We start from the raw sequence: 20,693 nt of genomic DNA on the forward strand, positions 1-20,693 counted from the left end.
TCACAGTTCGATAAAGGCACTCGAAAGTGTGAAATGTCCAGCTTGACCCCGTCGATGAGACGTTCGACTGGGGAAAGGGGCTTCCGTGCCTTCGAGATTCCGTGCGCTCTGTCACGCCCTCGTGACGCTGCTGATAGTGACCTTGCTGGTGCCGTTGACGTCCACAGTGGCGTCCGCGGCGCCCACCCTGCCGCCCGGCTTCGTCCTGCGTGATCAGCCGAGCGGGCAGGCTCCGCTCGACCTGACCGACTTCGCCTACCTGCCCGACGGCTCGATGCTGACCACCGGCAAACAGGGCAACGTCGCCTGGGTGTCCACCACCGGGCAGGCGCAGAAGATCGCCACCCTGCCCGTGCGCAGCACCGGTGACCTCGGGCTGGTCGGGATCGCGATCGCACCCGACTACGCCACCTCCCGCGCGGTCTACACGGCACGCGCGATCGACGTCGCGGGCGGCATCGCCCTGCGCGCCTCGCGATGGACGGTCTCCGGTACGGCCGAGCCGACCGGGCTGACCGCGGAAAAGGTGCTCATCGAGGGCGCCGCCAACACCGACATCCACGGCATCACCGGCGTCGTGGCCGCTCCCGACGGCTCGGTGTGGGTCTCGACCGGCGACAGCTCCCGCTTCCAGGGCGCGGCCGACCCGTTCGCGCTCAACGTGCGCGACCTCGACAAGATCTTCGGCAAGATCTTCCACGTCACCGCGGACGGCGCCGGCGTGCCGGACAACCCCTACTACACCGCGGCGAACCCGAACTCGTTGCGCTCCAAGGTTTTCGCGAGCGGCTTCCGCAGCCCGTTCCGGTTCAGTCTCGACGCCGGCACCGGCCTCCCGGTGGTCGGCGACGTCGGCTGGGGCACCTGGGAAGAGATCAACTTCGTCCAGAAGGGCGCGGACCACGGCTGGCCGTGCTTCGAGGGCAACCAGCCCGCCGACGGTTTCTCCACGATGGCGCAGTGCGCTTCGGCCGTGAACACCCCGCCGATGCTGGCTGTCCGGCACGGCACGGGCATCGACAACGGCAACAGCGTCACCGCCGGCATTGTCTACAATGGAGAGTCGTATCCGGAGGAATACCGGGGCGCGTACTTCTTCGGCGACTACGCCACGGAAAAGCTGTGGACGGCCAAGTACGACACGCAGGGCCGGGTCGTCCGCCCGCAGGAGACGCCGCCGAAGTTCACCGGCATCGGCGGTCCGGTCAAGTTCCTGGCCGCGGCCAACGGCGACATCGTCTACGCCGACATCTACAGCGGCAAGCTGCGACGGCTCAGCTACACCACCGGGAACAAGGCGCCCGTCGCGGTGGCCACCTCCGAGACGAACCCCGAGACCCGCACGGTCTCCTTCGACGGCAGCGGTTCCTATGACTTCGACAACGACCCGCTGACCTACGAGTGGGACTTCGGCGACGGCACCACCGGCACCGGGGCGAAGGTCAGCCGCACCTACGCGGCCGGCACCGAGAAGTTCACCGCCAAACTGACGGTGAAGGACGGCCTGCAGGCCGCCGGGAGCACGGACATCGCCGTGGCGCCCGGGAACCACTCGCCGAAGCTGACCATGACCGACCCCGGCGACCGCCTGTTCGCGGTCGGCGAGGAGGTCAAGGTCGGCGCGGCCGTCACCGACACCGAGGACGGCGACCTGCCGGTCACCTGGACCACGCTGGTCCGGCACTGCCCGGAGAACGCCGTCTGCCACGCGCATCCGGACCGCGGCGCCGCCGGTCCCGAGTTCACCATGCCGTTCACCGACCACACGGACTCCAACCTGGAGTTCACCGCGTCGGCGACCGACAGCGCCGGTGTCACGGTCTCGAAGACCTACGTCGCGAAGCCGAAGGAGCACCGGCTCACGCTGACCAGCAACGTCGCCGCGGCGCTCGGCATCACGCCGGAAGGCGGGGCCTCCTCGGCGATGGTCGTCGAGGGCGCCACGGTGGAGATCCAGGCGGCCGAGGTCGCTTCGGACGGTTCGTCGACCTTCACCGGCTGGTCCAACGGGGCCACCGGGCGGCTGACGAACATCACCATGGGCACCGTCGACCAGACGATCACGGCGAACTACATCACCCCGATCGACAAGCGCTACCGCGACGAACCCGCGGTGGCGCAACGACTCGGCGCGCCGACGGCACCCGAGGCCGTCGACGGCACCGTCCGCTTCCGCACCTACGAGCGCGGACGGCTGTACTGGTCGAAGGAAACGGGCGTCAAGCAGATCGAGGGCGAGATCCTCAAGAAGTACCTCGCCCTCGGCGGCCACAAGGAGTTCGGCCCGCCCGCGACCGACGAGATGACCACGCCGGACACGACCGGCCGCTACAACGACTTCCCGCTGTGGCCCGGCAAGATGCAGTCGTCGATCTACTACACGGTGAACACGGGCGCGCATCCCGTGTTCGGCCGGATCCGGGTGAAGTGGAAGGCGCTGGGCGCGGAGGCCGGTGAGCTCGGCTACCCGACCACGGACGAGCACATCACGCCGGACAAGGCCGGTCGCTACAACCACTTCAGCAAGAACGCGTCGATCTACTACACGGTGCAGACCGACGCGCGTGCGATCTGGGGCCGGATCCGCGCGAAGTGGGAGGAGCTCGGCTGGGAAGCCGGCCCCCTCGGCTACCCGTCGACCGATGAACTGGGGACTCCGGACGGCATCGGCCGGTTCAACCACTTCACCAAGGCCGGCTCCGTCTACTGGACGATGCAGACCGACGCGCACGCGATCTACGGCGCCATCCGGGAACGCTGGGAGGCGCTCGGCTGGGAGGCCTCGTACCTGAGGTACCCGACGTCCGACGAGATGTCCGTCTCCGGCGGGCGGCAGAACAACTTCCAGGGCGGGTACGTGTTCTGGAACGCTTCGACCCGCGTGGTGACCGACCGCCGCTGGTAAGCGGTAAACGCGCGTGAAGGCCCCCTTCCCTCGGCTGAGCCGAGGGAAGGGGGCCTTCACGCGTTTCGCGTGGCGTGTGGGTCAGCTGAGCAGGTCGGCGGGGGAGGTGCCGGCGGAGGTGAGCGGCAGGCCGAGCGCGACCCGTTCGGTGAGCCAGCCGCTCGGCCGGTAGCGCTGGTCGCCGGTGCTCGCGACGAGCCCGCGCAGGACCCGCAGCACGAAGTCCGCGCCCGCTTCTTCGCCCCACGTCAGCGGTCCGCGCGGGTAGCCGAGGCCGAGCCGGACGGCGGTGTCGATGTCCTCCGGCGTCGCGAGCCGCTGCCCGGCGATGAAGCAGGCGGTGTTGACGATCGACGCCAGCAGCCGCTGGGCGATCGGCGCGGGGCCGTCGCGGACGACGGTCACCGGAAGCCCTGTCGCGGCGAGCGCTCCCCAGGCGGTGCGTCCGGCGGCCGGGTCGAGCGCGGGGTGTACCGAAAGCGTCAGGCGTTTCCCGTAGCCGCCGAGGGGATCGACCCCGACGACCCGGTCCGCCGGGAGACCCGCGGCGAGCGCGGTGTCCACTGTGGACGATCCGACCGGGCTGACGATCAGGACGGTGTCCGGGTAGGCGGAGTGCACGACCTGGATGCCCGCCGCCGAGAGCAGCGTGCCGAGGCGTTCGTCCTCGACCCACACCGGAGTGTTCGGGGCTTCCGGCGCGGCCGGTTCCGGCTCCGGCTGCTGCCGTCCGTCGACGTAGCTGTAGAAGCCTTCGCCGTTCTTGCGCCCGAACAGCCCGGCGGCGACGCGCGGGCGCGTCAGCCACGACGGCCGCAGCCGCGGTTCGCCGTGGAAACCGCTCCAAATGCTTTCGAGCACGGCGTGCGAGACGTCCAGGCCGGTGAGGTCGAGCAGTTCGAACGGGCCGAGTTTCAGGCCCAGCACGTCCCGCGCGACGCGGTCCACTTCGGCCGGGCTCGCGATCCCTTCGGAGAGGATCTGCAGCGCCTCGGTGCCCAGCCCGCGGCCGGCGTGGTTGACCAGAAAACCCGGTGCGTCGCGGGCGAGGACGGGTTCGTGTCCCCAGCCGCGGACGAGTTCGGTCATGGCGGGCGGCAGCCACGCGGCGGTCCGCGCGCCGGGCACGATCTCGACCAGCCGCATCAGCGGGACCGGGTTGAAGAAGTGGAGGCCGAGCAGCCTGCCGGGATCGGTCAGCGCGGCACCGATCTCGGTGACCGAAAGCGAGCTGGTGTTGGTGGCGAACACGGTGTCCGGGCCGCAGACGCGTTCGAGTTCGGCGAACAGCGCGCGTTTGATCTCCAGGTCTTCGCGGACCGCCTCGACGACGAGGTCGACGCCGTCGGCGGGGGCCAGCGGGCCGTCGGCCGCGATCAACCTGCCCTTCGCGGACTCGGCGGCCTCCTCGGTGATTTTGCCCTTCGAGGCGAGCTTGCCGAGCATCGCGCCGACCTGGGCGATGGCCTCGCCGACCGCCTCGGGCCGGGCATCGGCGAGCTCGACCTCGAGCCCCGCCGTCACGGCGAGCTGGACGATGCCCCGGCCCATCACCCCGGTTCCGATGACCCGGATCCTGCCGACCTGCTCCGCCCACTTCTCCACCGCGAGCCGCCTTTCCCTCGATGTCGTCTCCGCGCGTGACGCTAGCCGCCACGCCGGTACCTCGCCCGGAAGGGTGATCCGCGTACCGACCGGCGTAAGGCCGCCGAACCGGTGCGGTCCCATCCGCGAAAACCGAGTGTTCCGCGCACCACCCTCGAAGGGAAACCTCCCATGGCCACCGTCCCCGCCGCCGCAGCCGTCCGGACCACGCCGTTGCTCCTTGTCGCCGTTCTCTTCGGCGCCGTCGCCGCGTTCCTCGCGAGCCAGGCGTTGTGGCCGCTCACCGCGGTGGCCGTCGCGGTCGCCGTCGCCGTCCTCGCGGGCGGGGTGTGGCTGACCGGTCGTCAGGCGACGCGCGAACTCTAGGATCGCCATGTGACGGCGAAACGCTTGACGCGGGAAGAAAGCCGCGAGCAGACCAGGCAGCGCTTGCTCGCGGCTGCCGCCGAGCTGTTCTCCGAACGCGGGGTCAACGGCACGTCCGTCGAGCAGATCGCCGAACGGGCCGGCTTCACGCGCGGCGCCTTCTACGGCAACTTCGACGGCAAGCACGAGCTCGTCGTCGAACTGCTGCGCCGCCGGACCCGGCGTGAGGCCGAAGAGGTCACCGCGTTGGGCGAGGGTGCCGGTTCCTTCGCCGAGATGATGGAGCGGCTGCGCGCGTGGAACGTCGAGCGCGCCGAACACCTCGAAGGCTGGCTGACCCTGCGCACCGAGCTGGCCCTGTACGCGCTGCGGAACCCCGAGGCGCGTCCGCTCGTCGGCGAAGGCGAGAAGTCGACAAGGGCGCTGCTGGAGACGTCGGTCCGGACCGAACTCGCCGCGCGGGGCGCGGAACCGCCCGCCGACCCGGCCTTCCTCGCACTGATCCTGCACGCGCTCGAAGACGGTCTCCTGCTGCAACGCTTCCTCAGTCCCGAGGGGACCGGCGACGAGGACGCGGTGGACGCCGTCCAGCTGCTGATGCGGTCGTGGACCGCGCTCAGCCGATCATCCTGATCCCGGTGAACTCGGCCATCTGACGGACCCCGTGCGCGAAGAAGGCGTCCGACGGGTCGACGGAGCCGACGTACTGGCCGAACAGCTCGAAGTTGATCATCCCGAACAGCTGGGTCCAGGCCATGATCAGCCGGGACGCCGTCTCGGGGGCCAGGGTGATCTGGAGGATTTCGGTGACGGCGCCGAGCTGCTGAAGGAGCTCGGCGGGCATTTCGCCGACCTCGGTCTCGACCCGGAGGTTCGCGTCGCGCAGGACCGCGACCAGCGCGAACGCCACCCGCCCCGCGGGCGTGACGGTGTCCTGAGGGGCCTGGTAGCCGGGGATGGGCGAGCCGTAGATCAGTGCGTATTCGTGCGGCTGCGCCTTCGCCCAGGCGCGGACCGCGTGCCAGATCGACTCCCAGCGTTCCAGCGAAGCCTTCTCGGGGTCGTCGGCGGCCTCCGCGGCCTCGCCGACGGCGTTGTAGGCGTCGACGATCAGAGCTGTCAGCAGTTCTTCACGGCTTGAGAAGTAGCGGTAGAGCGCGGACGAGACCATGCCCAGCTCCCGCGCGACGGCTCGGAGCGAAAGCCCGAGCGCGCCGACTTCGGCGAGCTGACGGCGGGCTTCGTCCTTGATCTCGCGGGTGAGCTCGGCACGGGCGCGTTCGCGCGCGGTCTGGGTAGCGGCCATGCTCTCACTCTAGAGCATCGCACCTAAACGAGAGCACTGCTCTTGACGCGATGCGCCGCTCTGGTGTTCACTGCTCTTAACAGAGAGCACTGCTCTCCCAGACTTCAAGGAGACGAGATGACCACCATCGCCGCCACCGACAACTCCACCCGCTACATCAAGCCCGCCGCGGCGACCAGCGCGTTCAACGAGTTCGTGCTCAAGCTGACGAGGTTCGGTGTCAGCGTGCTGGGCAGCCGGGTGCTTTCGGTCCGCGGCCGCAAGAGCGGCGAACTGCGGTCGGTCCCGGTCAACCTGCTGAAGCTGGACGGCGAGCGCTACCTGGTCGCGCCGCGCGGTGTCACGCAGTGGGTGCGCAACCTGCGGGTCGCGGGTGAGGGGCAGCTCAGCGTCGGACGCCGCACCGAGGCCTTCACCTACACCGAACTGACCGACGCCGAGAAGCCCGAGATCCTGCGCGCCTACCTCAAGCGCTGGAAGTTCGAGGTCGGCGTGTTCTTCGACGGTGTCGACGCGAAGGCGTCCGACGAGAAGCTGCTGGAGATCGCCCCCGGCTACCCGATCTTCAAGATCGCGTGACGCGTGATCAGGCACCGATCACGCGTGACCAGAGCCGGATCACACGTGACTGGAGACGGAACACGCGTGATCAGACGGGCGACTCGCGTGATCCGGTGGGAATCACGGGTGTTCCGGCGGGAATCACGCGGTTAGTTGTCGGAAGGGGTCCGGCGCGAGCGGCGGGCGGTGGCCGCCACCAGCACCACCCCGACCAGGAACGCGACGAGTCCGATCAGGAACCACAGTTTCTGCCCGGTCATGAAGCTGCCGGTCAGCACGCCGGCGCCCTGGAGCACCCAGACGCCGCCCACCAGCAGGAAGACCAGCCCGATCGTGAGCGTGACCCAGCGCTTCATTCCCAAGCTCCCCGCCTCGACGTGTCCTCCGGGAATTCTGGCATCGGAAGCCCGGTCCGGCGAACCGATCACCGGCCGCCGACGAGACCGTTCCGGAACGCGTAGACGACGGCGTGCACCCTGTCGCGCAGCCCCAGTTTCGCGAGAATGCGGGAGACGTGGGTCTTCACCGTCTCCTCGCCCACGTGCAGATGCGCGGCGATCTCCGCGTTGCTGGAGGCGTTGGCGACCAGCATGAGGACCTCGCGTTCGCGTGAGGTGAGCCGTTCCAGCTCCGCCGGTTCGGCGGCCACGGGTTCGATGCTGGTGGCGAAGGTCGACACCAGCCGCCGGGTCACCGTCGGATCGATCAGCGCGTCGCCGCGCGCGGCCACCCGCATGGCCGAGACGAGTTCTTCGGGGGCGAGGCTCTTCAACAGGAACCCGCTCGCACCGGCCCGCAGCGCGCGGTAGACGTACTCGTCGGAGTCGTAGGTCGTCAGCACGAGGACACGGGTGTCGTTGCCCGGCGCGGACATGATCGCCTCGGTCGCGGCCAGACCGTCCAATTTGGGCATCCGGACGTCGAGCACCGCGACGTCCGGGCGCAGCGCGGCCGCCCGCGCGACGGCTTCGCGCCCGTCCGCCGCTTCGCCGACGCATTCGAAATCCGCCTGGGTGTCCAGTACCGCGCGCATCCCGGACCGGAACATCGCGTGATCGTCCGCCAGCAGAACCCGGATCACTCCGCCTCCAAAGGAAATCCGACTCGAACCCGCCAGTGCCGCCCGTCGTTGAGCGGTCCGCATTCCGCCTGCCCGCCGAACAAGGCGACCCGTTGCCTGATCCCGGCGAGACCGCGTTTCGTCGACTCGGCGGGCGACTTCCGGTTCGGGCGGCCGATCTCGTTCGTGATCGCGAGGACGACTTCCGTCTGCCGGTAGGCGAGGTCGATCTCCACCGTCCCGCCGGAACCGTGCCGGAGCGCGTTCGTCAGCGCTTCCTGCACGATGCGGTACAGCGCGATGTCCACCGATCCCGGCAGTTCCCGCGGTCCGCCGTGACTGGCCAGCCGTGCGGGCAGCCCGGCGGTGCGGAGATTGTCGAGCAGTTCGTCGAGGTTGTCCAGCCCCGGTTGCCGCTGCGCGTCGCCGTTCTCCTTGCCGTGCAACAGATCCAGCAGGCGCCGCAGATCGGCCATCGCGGCCCGGCTCGACGATTCGACGGCGGAGAGCGAGCGCCGGACGGCGGGTTCGCCCTCCGGCAGCCCCAGCCGCGCGGCGCCGGCGTGCACGCCGATCGCGCTGACGTGGTGGGAGATCACGTCGTGCAGGTCGCGGGCGATCGTCGTGCGTTCTTCGATGACGGCGCGGCGCACGGCTTCGGCTTCGTGTTGCTGCTGTTGTTCCTCCGCGCGCTGCAGATCGGCGATGTACGCGCGCCGCGCGGTCGTGTAGCGGCCGACCATCCACGGCAGCAGTCCGCTGACCCCGACGTCGATGAGCACCAGCCGCCAGTCCCGGTCGCCCCGGTCGGCCGGGATGAGGATGCAGGCGAAGAGCCCGGCGAGCATCGCGGCCAGCGCCGCCAGTGCGGGTTTGGTCGTCAGCCAGGCGCCCGCGCGGTAGCCCGCGATCAGCACGCCCGCGTTGGTGGCCTGCAGGTAGTGGTCGAACGGGTACAGCAGGAGCGGCGCGGCGAGGAGCAACGCGCCGTGCGCGGCCGAAACCCAGCCGGAATACCGCGAAGGCCCGGCGAGGGCGGCGTTGGCGAGGATCCCGCCGATCAGGATCACCCATGCCTGCCAGCCCAGCGAGAGCGGTGGTCCGTCGATGAGGAACAGCCCGGCGTCGGCGACCAGGCAGACGGCCGCGACCGCGCAGGCCTGCCTCGCCAGCGAACCACTGATGTCCCGCACACGCCCAACTCTGCCCTATTCCGGTGGACAGGGGTTCCTAAGATCGAAAGCCATGGGGACCGAGAAGACGCCCGTGCTCTGGACGACCGGTCCGCCGGGAGCGGGGAAGTCGACCACCGCGTGGGGTCTGTACACCCGTGTCGGGGAAGCGGGCGGCAACGTCGCGTACGTCGACATCGACCAGCTCGGACTGATCGGCCCGCCACCGGGCGGGGGCGACGCCTCGCACGCCATCAAGGCGGCCAATCTGCTGCGGGTACTGGAGATCCTGCGTCGGCGGGGCGCCAGGCAGCTCGTCGTTTCCGGGGTGGTGGATCCCGAAAACGGTGTCGAGCGGGACTTCGAAGGCCGCGACTTCGACCTCACGCTCGTCCGGCTGACGTGCGATCGCGACGAACTCCGGAGCCGCTTCCTCGACCGCGGTTCGCCCGCCGCCGCGCTGCCCGACCTCTTCGCGGTGGCGGACGCCTATGACCGCACCGGTTTCGGCGAAGCCATGGACACGACCGGGCAGCGGGCCGAAGAGACCGTGGACGCGCTGTTCCGGCGCTGCGCCGTCGAGGATGGACCGGTCCGGCCGCCGGACGCCGTCGAAACGCTGCCCGGGCCGGTGACCGTGGTGACCGGCCCGACGGCGGTCGGCAAGTCGACGGCCGCGTTCGGCGCGCTGCGGGACCTCTGGGCGCGTGAGCTGCCCGTCGCCTACGTCGACCTCGCGCAGTTCGGGTTCGTGAGTCCCGGCCCGGATCCGGCCGTCGAGGCGGCGAATCTCGCGGCCGTCTGGCACGGCTACCGCGAGGCCGGAGCGAAGCGGCTGCTCGTCGTGGCCAGGGAATTCCTCCCGGAACACAGGCGGGTCTTCGACGAGGTCACCGTCGTCCATCTCGACGCGGACGAAACGACGCTCACCGAACGCGTCCGGCGCCGGGCCGAAGGCGAATCCGCGCTGCTGGCCGGTGACGAACTCCGCGGCGCGCCACCCGGCGTGCGGGACCGGGTGGCCGCCCGCGCGATCGCCGAGGCGGCCCTGACGCGGCGGGCCGGCGGCGACCGCGTCGTCCTCGACACCTCGGGTCAGGAACCCGCCGAGACGGCCGCCGCGCTGCTCGCCGTCCTGGATCAGTAGCCGAGCCTCGGCCCGTCCTGTCCCGGCTGGCCCTGATCCGGTTGGCCTTGGCCCGGCTGTCCCTGACCTGGCTGACTCTGCCCCCGCTGGCCACCGTTCTGCCCGCGCTGGTTCTGCCCGGCCTTGCCCAGGGTCGTCGCCGTCGCGGTGTCCCCGGTGACCTTGGCGGTCACCGTCACCGTCTCGCCGGTCTTGGGATCGCCGGTCTTCCTGGTCGACGCATCGATCGTGTAGACCTGCTTGTAGCCGTCCTTGCTGGTCAGGCTGACGGACGTCGCGCTGATCTCGGTGATCTCGCCGGTCTGCAGCCGTTCGGTGCGGTAGCCGCCCTTGCCGTCGGAGACGACGAAGTCGCCGTGCAGCGCGTCACGCGGCATGCCCCCGCCAGGGCCGACGAGCATCCGGCCGCCGCCGGGGCCGCCCATCATCCCGCCCGGACCCTGTTCGGCGCCGTTCGCGGCGGTCCCGGCCCAGATCGCGGCCCCGCCACCGGCGGCGATCACCACCGCCACCCCGGCCGCGATCGCGGTCTTGCGGCCCGACCAGGCCTTCTTCGGTTCGCCCGCCGGGACAGGGGCGCCCCAGGCGGCGGTCTCGCCCGCCGGGGGCTCGGCGGGTTTGGTCGGTTCGGTCATCTGGTCGCCTCCGTGTACTCGGTTGCGGCCATGGTGTTCGCCGTCGCTGTGCGGAAGCTGTGCCGGCGGTGGGCACGCGCTGTGATTCCCGCCCGGCCGGGTGATCGTTCACAGGAAACGCACAGCGGGGACACAGAGAAGGCTCATCGGCGCCGCGCAGGATGGCAGCATGACCAGTGTGAACGTCCCTTCGTCCGGTACCGCGAAGGCCGGCCTGCGCCGTGCCGACGGCAGCCCCGTGCGGGTGCTGGTCGTCGACGACGAGGCGACCTTGTCCGAGCTCGTGTCGATGGCCCTGCGCATGGAGGGCTGGGACATCCGCACGGCCGCCGACGGCACCGAAGCGGTCCGCGTCGCCAGGGAATTCCGGCCGGACGCGGTGGTACTGGACGTCATGCTGCCGGACATGAGCGGCCTGGACGTCCTGCGCCGCCTGCGATCCGAGGTGCCGAACCTGCCGGTGCTGTTCCTGACCGCGAAAGACGCGGTGGAGGACAGGATCGCCGGGCTCACCGCGGGCGGCGACGACTACGTCACCAAACCGTTCAGCCTGGAGGAGGTCGCGTTGCGGCTGCGCGCGCTGCTCCGGCGTGCGGGCGGAGTCGCCGGGCCGAGCGGTTCGACGCTGGTCGTCGGCGACCTGACCCTGGACGAGGACAGCCGCGAAGTGCACCGCGGCGGCGCTCTGGTGCCGCTGACCGCGACCGAGTTCGAACTGCTGCGGTATCTCATGCGCAACCCGAAGCGCGTGCTGTCGAAGGCGCAGATCCTGGACCGGGTGTGGAGCTACGACTTCGGCGGCCAGGCCAACATCGTCGAGCTGTACATCTCCTACCTCCGCAAGAAGATCGACGCCGACAGGGAACCGATGATCCACACGATGCGCGGCGCCGGGTATGTCCTCAAGCCCGCGGGGTAGGCGGCCTTGGTCCCTGCGGCGGCGGCTGATCGCGCAGGTCGCGGGGCTGCTCGCGCTCGTCTGCCTAGTGGTGGGCGTGGTGACCGAACTGGCGTTGCGGGATTTCCTGATCGGCCAGCTCGACGCCAGGCTCGCCGAGACCAGCGAACGCGCCGGCCGTCCGCCGCCACCGGGCCGCCCCAGCGGGGACAGGGTTCCCGAGGGCCTGCGCGCGTACGGGCAGAGCACCGGTTCGCTGTTCGTGACCGTGTCCCCGGACGGGCGCGCGCTCGCCGCCGTGCTCCGGTCCAGCTACGACGCGAAGATCCCCGACCCGTTCCCCCACGACCCGGTCGGCCCGGCCCAGGTCGCCAAGCTGCTGCGGTCGACGCCGATCGACAAGCCGACCGACGTGGACCTCGGGTCGCTCGGGGAGTACCGCGTGGTGGCGAAGCAGACGTCCAGCGGTGGCGTCTCGATCTCCGGGCTGCCCACCAAGGACGTCACGGACACGTTGTGGAGCCTGGGTTTCATCTTCGGCGGGGTGGCCGTCGGCGGCATCCTGCTGGCGGGCGCGCTCGGCGCGGTGACCGTGCGGCGCACCATGAAACCCCTCGACCGGCTGGCCGCCACCGCGACCAGGGTCGCCGAACTCCCGCTGGACCGCGGCGAGGTCGCACTGTCCGAACGAGTGTCCGAAGTGGACACCGATCCGCGGACCGAGGTCGGCAAAGTCGGCTTCGCGCTCAACCGCATGCTCGGCCACATCGCGGCCGCGCTTTCCGCCCGCCAGGCCAGTGAAAGCCGGGTGCGCCGGTTCGTCGCGGACGCCAGCCACGAACTGCGGACGCCGCTCGCGGCCATCCGCGGCTACGCGGAACTCACCCGGCGGTCCGGCTCCGAGGTGCCGCCGGACATCGCGTTCGCGATGGGCAGGGTGGAGTCGGAATCGACGCGGATGACCGGCCTCGTCGAGGATCTGCTGCTGCTCGCGCGGCTCGATTCCGGCCGCCCGGTGGTGCACCAGCCCGTCGATCTGTCCCGCCTGGTCGCGGACGCCGTCGCCGACGCGCACGTCGCCGGGCCGGAGCACCGATGGCTGCTGGAGGTCCCGCCGGAACCGATCACCGTCCTCGGCGACGCGGATCAGCTGCACCAAGTGGTGATCAACCTGCTGGGTAACGCGCGCACGCACACCCCGGCGGGTACCGAGGTCACCACGGCGTTGTCCATAGTGGATTCGACGGTGACACTGTCCATTGCCGACAGTGGGCCGGGGATCCCGCCGGAGATCCTCCCGGAGGTCTTCGAACGCTTCGCCCGCGGCGACGATTCGCGGTCGCGGGCGGCGGGCAGCACCGGACTCGGCCTGGCCATCGTCGCGGCCGTCGTCGCCGCGCACGGCGGGCAGGTCGGGGTCGCCAGCCGCCCGGGCCGGACCGAGTTCCGGGTCGCGCTGCGGGCGGGCTGACTCAGGGAGTCCACTCGCTGTTCGCGCCGCACAGGATGACGCAGGGCAGGTCGCCTTCGGTCCGCCCGGCCAGCCACGCGGCGAACGGGACAGCGGCCGCCGGCTCGACGGCGAGCCGGAACTCCTCCCAGAGCCGATCCCGCGCGGCGAGCAGTTCCGCGTCGCTGACCAGCACGGACGTCGCCCGCGTCCGGAGCACGGCGAACGGGACGCTCCCGACCCTGGTCGCGCCCAGCGCGGATCCCGCCACCGAGTCGATCTCCACGTCCACCGGCTCACCCGCCTCCAGCGCCGCGCCCAGCGCGCGGCACCGCTCCGGCTCGACGGCGAACGTCGGCGACCCGGCCAGCGACGTCCCCGCGACCAGCCCGCCACCACCGACCGCGACCACGAACGCGTCGACGTCCGGCGCGTCCTGGACCACTTCGGCCGCCACGGTGCCCTGACCGGCGACGACGGCGGGATCGTCGTACGCGTGCAGGTACCGAGTGCCCGGCTCAGAGGCGGCTTCGACAGCCTTCGCGGCCGCCTCGGCGTACGTCGCGCCATGCCGGACGAGCTTCGCGCCCGCGGCCTCGATCCGGTCCGTCTTCGCCTGCGGAGCCGACTCCGGCACGTACACCGTCGCAGGCAGATTCAGCAGCGAAGCCGCCGTCGCCACGCCCAGCCCGTGGTTGCCGCCGGACGCCGTCAGCACCCGCTCCGGCAACGGCCCGCTCACCAGCGCGTTCACCGCGCCCCGCAGCTTGAACGACCCGCTCCGCTGCAGATGCTCCAGCTTGAGGACCAGTGGCCGTCCGTCGACCTCGGCGCGCAGCACCGGCGTGCGTCGCACGAACGGGTGGACGGCTTCGGCGGCCTTGAGGACATCTTCCCAGGTCGGAGTACTCATACCCCCCACTGTCCTCCATGCCTGGACGGGAGTGACTACACTGGTCCACGGATCCCGCGCGGCGTCCATCTTGTGAACCTCCCCAGGGCCGGAAGGCAGCAAGGATAAGCAAGCTCTGACGGGTGCGCGGGATCCGCCTTCATTTGTGGGGTGCGACCCCACACCCGCCCGGCGGGGCTTCGCCCCCCGGACCCCCGACGGTCGGTTCCTCAGGTGACCAGGTGCGGCTTAAAAGATTCCGAAGACGTCTTTTGGTGGGATCGGCGAGGGCAGGGCTTCCGCGTCGGTGATGGGTTTCGCCTTGCCTCGCAGGTCACGGAGGTCTTCTCCGGCGACGCAGCGGGCCGGATAGGCCGAGGAAGCGGCTCGGCGGGTCAGGTCGGTCACGGGGAGTTCCGTGCGGGAAGCGGCGACCACGATGTTGCCGAAGCGGCGGCCCCGGAGGACGCCCGGCTCGGCCAAGATCGCCAGGTGGGGGAACGAAATCGCCAGTGTCGCCAGGAACCGGCGAAGGAACGGCAGGTTCGGGCCGTCCGAGACGTTGGCGACGTAGGTCCCGGCAGGCCGGAGGACCCGCGCGATCTCGTTCGTGAATTCCACGGTCGCGAGCCCGCCGGCCAGGACACCGCGTTCGAAGGCGTCCACGATGACGAGGTCGGCCGAAGCGTCGTACCTGGCCGAGACGCCTTCGCGGCCGTCGCCGACGCGGACCTTCAGCCCCTTCAGGCCCAGCTGCTCGCGGACGACCGCGACGAGTTCGCTGTCGGCGTCGAACACCAGCTGCCGCGAGCGCGGCCGTACGGCGGCGACGTAGCGGGGAAGCGTGCAGGCCGCTCCGCCGACGTGCAGTACGTCGAGCGGGCCTTCGCCGAGGCAGTCGACGACGTCGGCGATCCGGCGGATGTAGTCGAACTCGAGATCCGTGGGATCGTCGAGGTTGACGTGCGATTGGGCGACGCCGTCGACGGAGATCATCCAGGCGTTGGGGCGGTCCGCGTCGCGGAGCAGTTCCGCGGTTCCGAAGCGGACCGGATACGTGCCTGGGGTCGGTGCTGGTCTCACCGTCGGACCTTCCCGGTAGTCTCGCGGCCGTGGCATTAGCGCTGTACCGAAAGTACCGTCCGGCTACCTTCGCCGAGGTCGTCGGGCAGGAGCATGTGACCGATCCGCTGCGTATCGCGCTGGCGGCCGGGCGCATCAACCACGCCTACCTCTTCTCCGGCCCGCGCGGCTGCGGGAAGACGTCGAGCGCGCGCATCATGGCGCGTTCGCTGAACTGCGCGAAGGGCCCGACGCCGGATCCGTGCGGCGAGTGCAACTCGTGCCGCAACCTCGCGCCCGAAGGCCCCGGCAGTGTCGACGTCACCGAACTCGACGCCGCCAGCCACGGTGGTGTCGACGACGCCCGCGAGCTGCGGGACAGGGCCTTCTACGCCCCGGCGGACTCGCGCTATCGCGTCTTCATCATCGACGAGGCGCACATGGTCACCACGCAGGGCTTCAACGCCCTGCTGAAGATCGTGGAAGAGCCGCCCGAGCACCTGATCTTCATCTTCGCGACCACCGAGCCGGACAAGGTGCTGCCCACCATCCGGTCGCGGACGCACCACTACCCCTTCCGGCTGATCCCGCCGAGTTCCATGCGCGAGCTGCTCGAACGCAACGTCGCGGCCGAAGGCGCGAAGGTCGAGCCCGCCGTGTATCCGCTGGTCATCCGCGCGGGCGGGGGTTCGGCGCGCGATACGCAATCGGTGCTGGACCAGCTGCTGGCGGGAGCCGGGCCGGACGGCGTCGACTACCCGCGGGCGGTGTCCCTGCTGGGTGTCACCGACGTCGCGCTCATCGACGGCATGGTCGACGCGCTGGCCGCGGACGACGCGACAGCGGTGTTCACCACCGTCGAGAGTCTCGCCGAGGCCGGGCACGACCCGCGCCGCTTCGCCACCGACCTGCTCGACCGCCTGCGCGACCTGGTGATGCTGCGCTCGGTGCCGGACGCGGGTGAGCGCGGGCTGGTCGCCGCGCCGGACGACGAGCTCAAGAAGATGAAGGAGCAGGCGGGAAAGCTGGAGCCCGCCACGCTCTCGCGCTACGCCGACATCGTCCACAATGGACTCCTGGAGATGCGGGGCGCGACCTCGCCCCGGCTGGTGCTGGAGTTGCTGACGGCGCGGATGCTGCTGCCGTCGATCGCCGAGGGCACCGACGCGCTGCTCGCCCGTCTGGAGCGCCTTGAGCGCCGTGCCGCTTCGGCCCCGGCGCCCGTCGCCGGTGGCGCGGCCCCAGCCGTTCAGGCCGCCCCTGTCGCTCCGGCTGTTCAAGCGGCCCCGGTCGCGCAGGCCGCTCCGGCGTCGGCTTCCGTCGCTCCCTCGGGCGAGCCCGTCCGAGAATTCCAGCGGCCGTCGCAACGCGCCGCCGCCCCCGCTCAGCAAGCCGCACCGGCCCCCCAGTCCGCCCCGCAGCCCGCAGCCCAGCCCGCAGCCCAGCCTGTAGCGCGGCCCGAGCCTGTCGCCGAACGGCCTGCCGCGCCCACCCCGCCTCCGGCCGCGCCCGCTCCTGCGGCGGCGTCGAGCGGCGAGACGGACGTGGACGGGATCCGTGGCCGGTGGCCGCAGGTGCAGGCCGCGATCCGCAAGGTCCCGGGCGGCGCTGTCACCGGGGCGATGCTCACGCAGGCGAGTGTGGTGAGCGTCGAGGGCACCGCCGTCACGCTCACGCACAGCGCGGAACCGGTGGCACGCCGGCTTTCCGAGCCTCAGCACACGGAACGCATCGCGGCCGCGTTCAAGGCGGTCTTCGACGGCGACTGGCAGGTGCGGTGCGTCCACGGCGCCGCGCCGGTCCGGCAGGCCGCCGCGCCCAAGGCCGCGCCTGCCCAGTCCTCGTCTGAGCGGTCCTTCACCCGCCGGTCCGCCGAAGCGTCCGGTGCCGCTGTTTCGGCGCCTCCCGCGCCGAAGCCGGAGCCGGAACCCCAGCGGCCGAAGGTGACGACAGCCGAGCCGGACATCCCGCTCCCGCCCGAGCCGGTCGAGGAAGACGAGGACCTCTACAACGAGGACGCGAGCCCCGCTCCGCCGCCTCCGCCGCTCCCGCCCGAGAAGGACCCGGAGGAGATCGCCCGGAAGCTCCTCGCCGACCACCTCAACGCCCGTCCGCTGGAGGAACGCAAGTAGTCCTCTGAACGCGGTCCTTGCGCACGCAAGTACCGCATCCAGAGGACGAAACGCGGAAGGGGAACGGGCCTTGGTCAGCCCGCGAGGTAGTCCTCGATGGCCTTCGCGATGACGGCGGCGTACTGCTGTCGTCCTTCTTCACTCGACATAGCCGCGGCCTCGTCGGCGTTGCGCATGTTCCCGCATTCGACGAGCGCGGCGGGCCGGGTCGAGAGGTTGAGCCCACCGAGGTCGGCGCGCGGCGCGAGCCCGTTCGAGCCGAGGTAGGTCGACGTCGGGAAGCCGCCCGCGCGGATGCCGTCCCGCAACGCCGTCGCGAGTTTCATCGAAGGCGCGCCCTGCTGGGCGTTCAGGGGCGGTGCCGAGTAGGCGACGTGGAATCCGTGCGCCCCGGCCGAATTCGAGCCGTCGGCGTGGATCGACACGACCGCGTCCGCCTGCGCGTCGTTCCCGATCGCGGCTCGCTCGTCGACGCAGGGCCCGACGCCGGTGTCGTTCTGCCGGGTGAGGACGACCCGGATTCCCTTGGCGGCCAAGGCCTGCGCGACCCGCTGCGAGACGTCCCAGGTGAACGCGTGCTCGGAATAGCCGGAATTCGTCGCGGTTCCGGTGGTGTTGCACGGTTTCGTCCTTCCGCGCCCGGCCGGGACCTGCTTGTTGATCTCGCCGGGCCTGCCGGAGTTGCCGCCGTTGTGCCCGGGATCCAGCACGACGACCTTGCCCGTCTTCGGCGGCTGCGTGGCCGGGGGCGGCGGTGGCGCGCTCGACGACGGCGGCGTGCTCGGTGGGGGACTCGGTTGCGGAAGGGTGGTGAGGACCGTGGTGGTCCCCGGAGCGGAGGGATTTCCGGGCGGCGGCGCGGCGGTCTCCACGCCGCACGCCGCGAACAGCGTCAATCCGATCGCCATCACCAGTGTCAGCCGTCGTCGCACGGCGCCAACGGTGCCATACGCGTGACGGCTAGGCTGGTAGGCGGCACAGGATTTTCCAGGAGAGGACCGATCGGATCATGGTGCAACCCGGTGGCGGCTTCGACCTGTCGCAGATCATGCAGCAGGCCCAGCAGATGCAGCAGAAGCTGGTCGAGGCGCAGGAAGAGCTGGCCAACACGGAGGTGACCGGCACTTCCGGCGGCGGCCTCGTCACCGCGACCGTGTCCGGTGACAGCCAGCTCAAGTCGTTGGCCATCGACCCCAAGGTGGTCGACCCCGACGACGTCGAGACCCTGTCCGACCTGGTCGTCGCGGCCGTGCGGGACGCTTCGGCCAACGCGCAGAAGCTCACCGAACAGAAGCTCGGCCCGCTCGCGGGCGGCCTCGGTGGCGGGATGCCGGACCTCGGCGGTTTCCCCGGGCTCGGCGGCTAGCTTGTACGAGGGTGTCGTCCAGGATCTGATCGACGAACTCGGGCGGCTGCCCGGCGTCGGTCCCAAGAGCGCGCAGCGGATCGCCTTCCACCTGCTGGCGGCCGATCCCGCGGATATCGCGCGTTTGCAGGAAGTGCTCGGCAAGGTCAAGGAAGGCGTGCAGTTCTGCGAGGTCTGCGGCAACGTCTCGGAGCAGGAGTCCTGCCGGATCTGCCGCGACACCCGCCGCGATCTCACGGTCATCTGCGTGGTCGAGGAGCCGAAGGACGTGCTCGCCGTCGAGCGGACGCGCGAGTTCAAGGGCCGCTACCACGTGCTCGGCGGCGCGCTGGACCCGTTGTCCGGCATCGGGCCGGAGCAGCTGCGCATGCGTGAGCTGCTCGCGCGGATCGGCGGCGCGGAGATCAGCGAGATCATCATCGCGACCGACCCGAACACCGAAGGCGAAGCGACCGCGACGTACCTCGTGCGGATGCTTCGCGACTTCCCCGGCCTGACCGTGACGCGGCTGGCGTCGGGCCTGCCGATGGGCGGTGACCTGGAGTTCGCGGACGAGCTGACGCTGGGCCGCGCCCTCTCCGGCCGACGAAAGCTCTAGCTTTCGCCGCACTTGGACCGCAGGTCCGTGAAGGCCTCCTTGAGGGACCCAGAGTCCCTCAAGGAGGCCTTCACGGACTTCAGGCAGGGGAGTCTGGCGTGGGGCGGGAGTCTGGCGTGGGGCGGGTTGGTCGTGAGTGGCAAGTGTCGTTCTAACCCCACTTGCCACTCACGACCAACCCGCCCCACTCGGTGCCGTCACCCCACCCGCTCGAAGTACATGAAGGCCCCCTTCATTGCGCTAGACGCAGTGAAGGGGGCCTTCATGTACTTTGGCAGGGTGTGAGGGCGAGTTCTCTCGGCTGAGTTCCGTGACGGGGGCCTTCACGGAACGGCGCCCCTTCGGCGCGTTTGCGGCAGCGCGCGATAAAAATCAGCAGTAGCCGAGGCGCGCCAGCGTGTCGACGATGATCTCCGACGGGTGGAACTTCTCGACCCACGACTCACCGCGGCGGTTCTCGTAGGTGTCGAGGAAGTTCTGCAGCTTGTCCCCGCGCATCTCGGTCAGCACGACGGTCTCGCCGAGGTGCTGCGGCGTCTCGGTGCGCTCGCGGTGCACGGCGCACGGCAGGCCGAGGTAGTAGCACTCGGCCGAGAGGCCGCCCGAGTCGGTGACGACGTACTCGGCGCGTGCGACCAGCGGCAGGAACTTCAGGTACCGCATCTTCGGCTGGATGATGAAGTTCTTCTCGTCGAAGAGGTTCGCCAGGCCCAGCGCGCGGATCTTCTCGCGCTCGGGCGCGCCCGCCATGTAGAGGATCGGCATCTGCTTGCTCTGCTCGCGCAGGATCTCCAGCGCCTCGCGGTACTTGTCCGCGCGCGAGACCAGCTCGAAGCGGTGCAGGGTGGCGAGGCCGAACTTCTCCGGCAGCCCCTCGATGTCGAGCGGGCCGTTGATGGCGAGCCGCATCGCGTCGATCGCGGTGTTCGCCTCGGTGTCGACGACGACGCCGCGGGCGTTGCGGAGGTTGTTCACCTCACGCGCGCTCGGCGCGAAGTGCATGTCGACGATCTTCGCGGCGATCTTCCGGTTCAGCTCCTCCGGCAGCGGCGACATGATGCTGCCCGACCGCGCCCCCGCCTCGACGTGCCCGACCCGCGACTTGAGGATCCGCTTCCCGATGAGCGAGCCGTACGGCGTGGTGAAGGTGTCGCCGTGCACCAGCACCAGCGGCGGGCGCCCGTCCTCGACCAGCGCGGCCTTCAGCTCGGCCCGGCGGCTCCACGCGGTCCGCAGCACCTGCGCGGCCCAGCCGGGCACCTGCGCGGGCGACTCCAGGTTGTGCGCCTTCTCCTTCGGCACGAGCCAGACGTCGGGCTCCGGGAGGTTCAGGTCGGCGAGAACGTCCGAGACCTCGTCGACGTGCTGGGCGGTGAACCAGATCTTCGGCCGGACCCCGCGCTCGAGGATGCCGTGGTAGACCGGCGCGATTTTGATCAGTTCCGCCGTGGTGCCGAGAATGAAGGAAATCACCGGAAGAGCCATTCTGTCGGGGTCTGCGGTGCCCGAAGGATACTGGTGGGTCGCGCAAGGTAGCC

20 protein-coding genes and 1 other RNA gene are annotated in these 20,693 nt (G+C 70.5%); 11 read left to right on the plus strand and 10 right to left on the minus strand.

Annotated features, from left to right (window positions below; translation table 11 throughout):
* Positions 1-85 precede the first annotated feature (85 nt).
* Positions 86-2,905: a PQQ-dependent sugar dehydrogenase gene (locus ACFOSH_RS34125; protein ID WP_378244063.1), complete on the plus strand. Its 2,820-nt coding sequence runs from the start codon at positions 86-88 to the stop codon at positions 2,903-2,905.
* A gap of 81 nt (positions 2,906-2,986) precedes the next feature.
* Here ACFOSH_RS34125 and ACFOSH_RS34130 read toward each other — a convergent pair whose 3' ends face one another.
* Positions 2,987-4,510: a 3-hydroxyacyl-CoA dehydrogenase gene (locus ACFOSH_RS34130; RefSeq protein WP_378244065.1), complete on the minus strand. Its 1,524-nt coding sequence runs from the start codon at positions 4,508-4,510 to the stop codon at positions 2,987-2,989.
* Positions 4,511-4,681: 171 nt separating this feature from the next.
* On the opposite strand from ACFOSH_RS34130, the gene ACFOSH_RS34135 reads away from it, so the two are divergent.
* Together ACFOSH_RS34135 and ACFOSH_RS34140 are read left to right on the plus strand one after the other, a co-directional pair.
* Positions 4,682-4,876: a hypothetical protein gene (locus ACFOSH_RS34135; RefSeq protein WP_378244067.1), complete on the plus strand. Its 195-nt coding sequence runs from the start codon at positions 4,682-4,684 to the stop codon at positions 4,874-4,876.
* A gap of 9 nt (positions 4,877-4,885) precedes the next feature.
* Positions 4,886-5,509, plus strand: coding sequence for a TetR/AcrR family transcriptional regulator (locus ACFOSH_RS34140; RefSeq protein WP_378244069.1), 624 nt, complete (start codon positions 4,886-4,888; stop codon positions 5,507-5,509).
* Here the strand turns inward: ACFOSH_RS34140 and ACFOSH_RS34145 are convergent.
* Positions 5,493-6,182 (minus strand): TetR/AcrR family transcriptional regulator, encoded by a 690-nt coding sequence (locus ACFOSH_RS34145; RefSeq protein WP_378244071.1) that lies wholly within the window; start codon positions 6,180-6,182, stop codon positions 5,493-5,495. The two genes, ACFOSH_RS34140 and ACFOSH_RS34145, sit on opposite strands and share 17 nt — an antisense overlap.
* A gap of 117 nt (positions 6,183-6,299) precedes the next feature.
* On the opposite strand from ACFOSH_RS34145, the gene ACFOSH_RS34150 reads away from it, so the two are divergent.
* On the plus strand, positions 6,300-6,761 hold the full coding sequence (locus ACFOSH_RS34150; RefSeq protein WP_378244073.1) for a nitroreductase family deazaflavin-dependent oxidoreductase: 462 nt from the start codon (positions 6,300-6,302) through the stop codon (positions 6,759-6,761).
* Between the two features lie 131 nt (positions 6,762-6,892).
* Here ACFOSH_RS34150 and ACFOSH_RS34155 read toward each other — a convergent pair whose 3' ends face one another.
* From ACFOSH_RS34155 to ACFOSH_RS34165, 3 genes are all read right to left on the minus strand, one after another.
* Positions 6,893-7,099, minus strand: coding sequence for a hypothetical protein (locus tag ACFOSH_RS34155; RefSeq protein ID WP_378244075.1), 207 nt, complete (start codon positions 7,097-7,099; stop codon positions 6,893-6,895).
* A 68-nt stretch (positions 7,100-7,167) separates the two neighbouring features.
* Positions 7,168-7,824: a response regulator gene (locus ACFOSH_RS34160; protein WP_378244077.1), complete on the minus strand. Its 657-nt coding sequence runs from the start codon at positions 7,822-7,824 to the stop codon at positions 7,168-7,170.
* Positions 7,821-8,996, minus strand: a complete 1,176-nt coding sequence (locus ACFOSH_RS34165) for a sensor histidine kinase (protein WP_378244079.1) — start codon at positions 8,994-8,996, stop codon at positions 7,821-7,823. Before ACFOSH_RS34165 ends, ACFOSH_RS34160 begins: the two co-directional genes overlap by 4 nt.
* A gap of 52 nt (positions 8,997-9,048) precedes the next feature.
* On the opposite strand from ACFOSH_RS34165, the gene ACFOSH_RS34170 reads away from it, so the two are divergent.
* Positions 9,049-10,122 (plus strand): AAA family ATPase, encoded by a 1,074-nt coding sequence (locus tag ACFOSH_RS34170; protein WP_378244081.1) that lies wholly within the window; start codon positions 9,049-9,051, stop codon positions 10,120-10,122.
* Here ACFOSH_RS34170 and ACFOSH_RS34175 read toward each other — a convergent pair.
* A complete protein-coding gene (locus ACFOSH_RS34175) occupies positions 10,116-10,757 on the minus strand; it encodes a hypothetical protein (protein ID WP_378244083.1) in 642 nt (213 codons plus the stop codon). The two genes, ACFOSH_RS34170 and ACFOSH_RS34175, sit on opposite strands and share 7 nt — an antisense overlap.
* A gap of 169 nt (positions 10,758-10,926) precedes the next feature.
* On the opposite strand from ACFOSH_RS34175, the gene ACFOSH_RS34180 reads away from it, so the two are divergent.
* Both ACFOSH_RS34180 and ACFOSH_RS34185 read left to right on the plus strand, forming a co-directional pair.
* Entirely contained in the window at positions 10,927-11,676 is a 750-nt protein-coding gene (locus ACFOSH_RS34180; RefSeq protein WP_378244085.1) for a response regulator transcription factor, read from the plus strand.
* On the plus strand, positions 11,654-13,126 hold the full coding sequence (locus ACFOSH_RS34185) for a sensor histidine kinase (RefSeq protein ID WP_378244087.1): 1,473 nt from the start codon (positions 11,654-11,656) through the stop codon (positions 13,124-13,126). Before ACFOSH_RS34180 ends, ACFOSH_RS34185 begins: the two co-directional genes overlap by 23 nt.
* Position 13,127: 1 nt before the next feature.
* On the opposite strand, the gene ACFOSH_RS34190 is transcribed toward ACFOSH_RS34185, so the two are convergent.
* Entirely contained in the window at positions 13,128-14,018 is an 891-nt protein-coding gene (locus ACFOSH_RS34190) for a serine/threonine dehydratase (RefSeq protein WP_378244089.1), read from the minus strand.
* Positions 14,019-14,063: 45 nt separating this feature from the next.
* On the opposite strand from ACFOSH_RS34190, the gene ffs reads away from it, so the two are divergent.
* Positions 14,064-14,160: signal recognition particle sRNA small type (ffs, locus tag ACFOSH_RS34195), an RNA gene on the plus strand.
* Positions 14,161-14,246: 86 nt separating this feature from the next.
* Here ffs and ACFOSH_RS34200 read toward each other — a convergent pair.
* On the minus strand, positions 14,247-15,080 hold the full coding sequence (locus ACFOSH_RS34200; RefSeq protein ID WP_378244091.1) for a spermidine synthase: 834 nt from the start codon (positions 15,078-15,080) through the stop codon (positions 14,247-14,249).
* A gap of 29 nt (positions 15,081-15,109) precedes the next feature.
* Here ACFOSH_RS34200 and ACFOSH_RS34205 point away from each other — a divergent pair, with 29 nt between their 5' ends.
* On the plus strand, positions 15,110-17,191 hold the full coding sequence (locus ACFOSH_RS34205; RefSeq protein ID WP_378244095.1) for a DNA polymerase III subunit gamma and tau: 2,082 nt from the start codon (positions 15,110-15,112) through the stop codon (positions 17,189-17,191).
* A gap of 74 nt (positions 17,192-17,265) precedes the next feature.
* Here ACFOSH_RS34205 and ACFOSH_RS34210 read toward each other — a convergent pair whose 3' ends face one another.
* On the minus strand, positions 17,266-18,099 hold the full coding sequence (locus tag ACFOSH_RS34210; RefSeq protein ID WP_378244179.1) for an N-acetylmuramoyl-L-alanine amidase: 834 nt from the start codon (positions 18,097-18,099) through the stop codon (positions 17,266-17,268).
* Positions 18,100-18,200: 101 nt separating this feature from the next.
* Between ACFOSH_RS34210 and ACFOSH_RS34215 the strand changes: the two genes are divergently transcribed.
* Both ACFOSH_RS34215 and recR read left to right on the plus strand, forming a co-directional pair.
* A complete protein-coding gene (locus ACFOSH_RS34215; protein WP_005166259.1) occupies positions 18,201-18,557 on the plus strand; it encodes a YbaB/EbfC family nucleoid-associated protein in 357 nt (118 codons plus the stop codon).
* A 1-nt stretch (position 18,558) separates the two neighbouring features.
* Positions 18,559-19,155: a recombination mediator RecR gene (recR, locus tag ACFOSH_RS34220; RefSeq protein ID WP_378244098.1), complete on the plus strand. Its 597-nt coding sequence runs from the start codon at positions 18,559-18,561 to the stop codon at positions 19,153-19,155.
* Positions 19,156-19,527: 372 nt separating this feature from the next.
* Here recR and ACFOSH_RS34225 read toward each other — a convergent pair whose 3' ends face one another.
* Positions 19,528-20,640, minus strand: a complete 1,113-nt coding sequence (locus ACFOSH_RS34225) for a UDP-N-acetylglucosamine 2-epimerase (protein WP_378244100.1) — start codon at positions 20,638-20,640, stop codon at positions 19,528-19,530.
* Between the last annotated feature and the right edge of the window lie 53 nt (positions 20,641-20,693).

The sequence above is a fragment of the Amycolatopsis speibonae genome, from assembly GCF_042647925.1.
Taxonomy (GTDB): Bacteria; Actinomycetota; Actinomycetes; order Mycobacteriales; family Pseudonocardiaceae; genus Amycolatopsis; species Amycolatopsis speibonae.